This is a genomic window from Mesorhizobium sp. M8A.F.Ca.ET.021.01.1.1 (assembly GCF_003998025.1).
GTDB lineage: Bacteria > Pseudomonadota > Alphaproteobacteria > Rhizobiales > Rhizobiaceae > Mesorhizobium.
Map to the genome: position 1 here is coordinate 1 of NZ_RZSJ01000758.1, position 2399 is coordinate 2399.

The 2399-nt window shown below is 60.8% G+C and carries 2 protein-coding genes and 1 pseudogene; all 3 read left to right on the forward strand.

Annotated elements, in window-relative coordinates; genetic code table 11:
- Positions 1-199: pseudogene (locus tag EOA36_RS33395) on the forward strand (hypothetical protein); the annotation flags it as partial.
- A 40-nt stretch (positions 200-239) separates the two neighbouring features.
- The gene (locus tag EOA36_RS33400) at positions 240-1385 is read left to right on the forward strand and encodes a hypothetical protein (protein ID WP_127281005.1); all 1146 of its coding nucleotides are present in this window, start codon (positions 240-242) and stop codon (positions 1383-1385) included.
- A 48-nt stretch (positions 1386-1433) separates the two neighbouring features.
- On the forward strand, positions 1434-2225 hold the full coding sequence (locus EOA36_RS33405) for a Fic family protein (protein ID WP_127281006.1): 792 nt from the start codon (positions 1434-1436) through the stop codon (positions 2223-2225).
- The last annotated feature ends 174 nt before the right edge of the window (positions 2226-2399 follow it).

The following is a 2399-nucleotide window of genomic DNA, read 5'->3' on the forward strand; positions in this document are numbered from 1 at the left end:
CAACACCGCCGAGGAAACCATGGCCGGCATCGGCGCCGCCTCGCAGAAGCACATTGGTGACCTGCTGGAGATGCACGAGAAGAACATGGTGGCCAGCGCCGACATCCAGCGCCGCAAGAAGCTGGCCGACGATGCCTTCGCCCGCCGCTTCGACGAGGTGCTGAAGAAGCACAATTCGGCCAACTACGTGCAGTCATAATTGCCGCGCGCACCGGTGCGACAATCCCAGGGCTGACAGCATGACCCCCGAAAACGACGCTGCGGCGCGGTATTTCTCGGCAATCACGGCCGCGCTTAGCGGCCTTGAAGTGTTCATGCGCGACGACCGCTCGCCGCTCTACCGGCACGGCATCGTCGCCAGGATCGTTGCCGAATACATCGCCCGGCTCGACAAGTCCTTCTCCTGCTGGCGCAATCGGCTGGGCTTCATGGACACGTTCCGCATTTCGCGCGCCGAAAGCGGTTTCCCGGTGTTCCAGAACCTGCTCGAACTGGAGAACGACCGCCGGCAGGCTGATGCACGCCTTGCCAACATCCCGCTGGCCGGCGAACTGCGCGAGGAGATGGCCGACTTCATCCTGCGCCACAAGGCGTTCCCCGAGGCGCTGCAGAAAACGATGGCCGAGCGGCTCTATCTCGAGGACGTCAAGAGCGAAGAGACCTTCGGTCCGTTCACGCTGGCGCAGACAGCCAAGGTGTCGGTCAATCCGAAGACGGCGCGGCCTTATTATCTGGTCCACTGGGCGACCTTCGACGGCAGCGCCAACTTGCCCTTGATCTACATGGTGACGGTGGAGGATTCCTCGGAAAGCATGGTCAGCCAGCTTGTCGACCGGAGCGGCAAGCTCAACGACAAGGTCGACATTCCGCTGCCGGTCGACGGCTTGCTCAACCCCGAGCTTGCCCACCGCTTCGACGATTTCACCGAGAAGAATTCGGCCTATACGCTGTCGCCGGCGACCATCGCGGTCAACCTCGACAAGGATTTCGAGCCACTGCACCCCAAGCAGTTGAGGCGCGTGGTGCTCGGCCCCTTCTATTCGGCAGGCATTACCGACAACAATTCGACGGTGACGGAAGTGCTGGCCAAGGTGCGCAAGCCGGAAAACGCCTGGCTTTTGACCTGGACCATCCAGGAGGTCTACTCCAAGGGCGAGAAGCCCGGCCGCAGGGGCCTATTCTCCAGCGAGAAGACGACGCAGGAATTCTTCATCAACACCGACGACCTGGAGGCCGCGCGCCAAGGCGTATCGAGCTACGAAAACCACGCGCTGATCCCGCACGAGGCCTACCAGGCGCTCTACGCCGCCGGCGAAGCACAGAAGATTTTTGCCGGCTACAAGGTTCACATCCTGTCGAATGGACAGGTGATATCGGATGTCTAGGAACCTGCTTTGCGTCATTGAAAACCACACAGCACCGAGGCGCCAGCAATGACCGCCGCAGCTAAAATATCCGGCAAGAAGCGGCAGCTCGATGCGCTCAAGAGGAGAGTTCGGCCCGGCGCCCTGGAAGGCTTGGAACACAGCCAGCGTATCGACATAACGTACACGTCGAACGCGATCGAGGGAAATACACTGACGGCGGGCGAGACAGCCCTCGTTCTGGAAAAAGGCATCACGATCAGTGGCAAGCCGCTCAAGGATCACCTCGAGGCAATCGACCACGCGCGCGCATTGAGTTGGGTACTCGAAATCGCTTCAAAGGACGACCATCCGATCATGGAGGCGGACATCCGCAATCTTCATCATCTGGTCGTGGCGAATTCCAAGCCGGAGATAGCCGGCCAATACGCCGACAGCGCTCGTTACGTGAATACGAATGTCGGCGTATTCAATTTTCCCGCCCCCGTGGAGATTCCAGCGCTGATGGAGGTTTTTTGCCGCTGGTTGAGCGCAGCGCCAAGCACACCACGAACTGCCTTCGAGGCTCATCGGCGCTTTGTCGCCATTCACCCGTTCAACGACGGCAACGGACGTACAGCACGCCTTTTGATGAATCTGGTGTTGGCACGCGGTGGATACCCGCCGGTAGCGATCCGCCCGGAAGATCGCCCCGATTACATTGCAGCGCTTGAGATCGACCAGAGCGGCGGCGGGCACATTGCTTTCGACAAGCTGCTTTTCGAAAGGCTGGATCAGACTTTGGACATCTATCTGGACGCAGCGCGTCAGGCGCAGGATCGTTCTGCGGAAGCCGGGAAAGTAATCCCGATAAGGAGCTGACCATGGACACCGGCCTGACCACCATTCCGGAAGCGGCGATCGAAAAGCACCGCGCCACCGCGCAGAGCTTCATCACCCGCATCGTGGTGCTGGAGGATCCCTCGCGCGAATCCGGCACCGCACTCGCCGGCACCAACCGGCGCTTCGTCTCCACCGTTTCGGTCGGCTCGGTGC

Coding starts and splice junctions, on each gene's coding strand:
- EOA36_RS33400 (WP_127281005.1), top strand. CDS start 240: ATGACCCCCGAAAACGACGCTGCGGCGCGGTATTTCTCGGCAATCACG.
- EOA36_RS33405 (WP_127281006.1), top strand. CDS start 1,434: ATGACCGCCGCAGCTAAAATATCCGGCAAGAAGCGGCAGCTCGATGCG.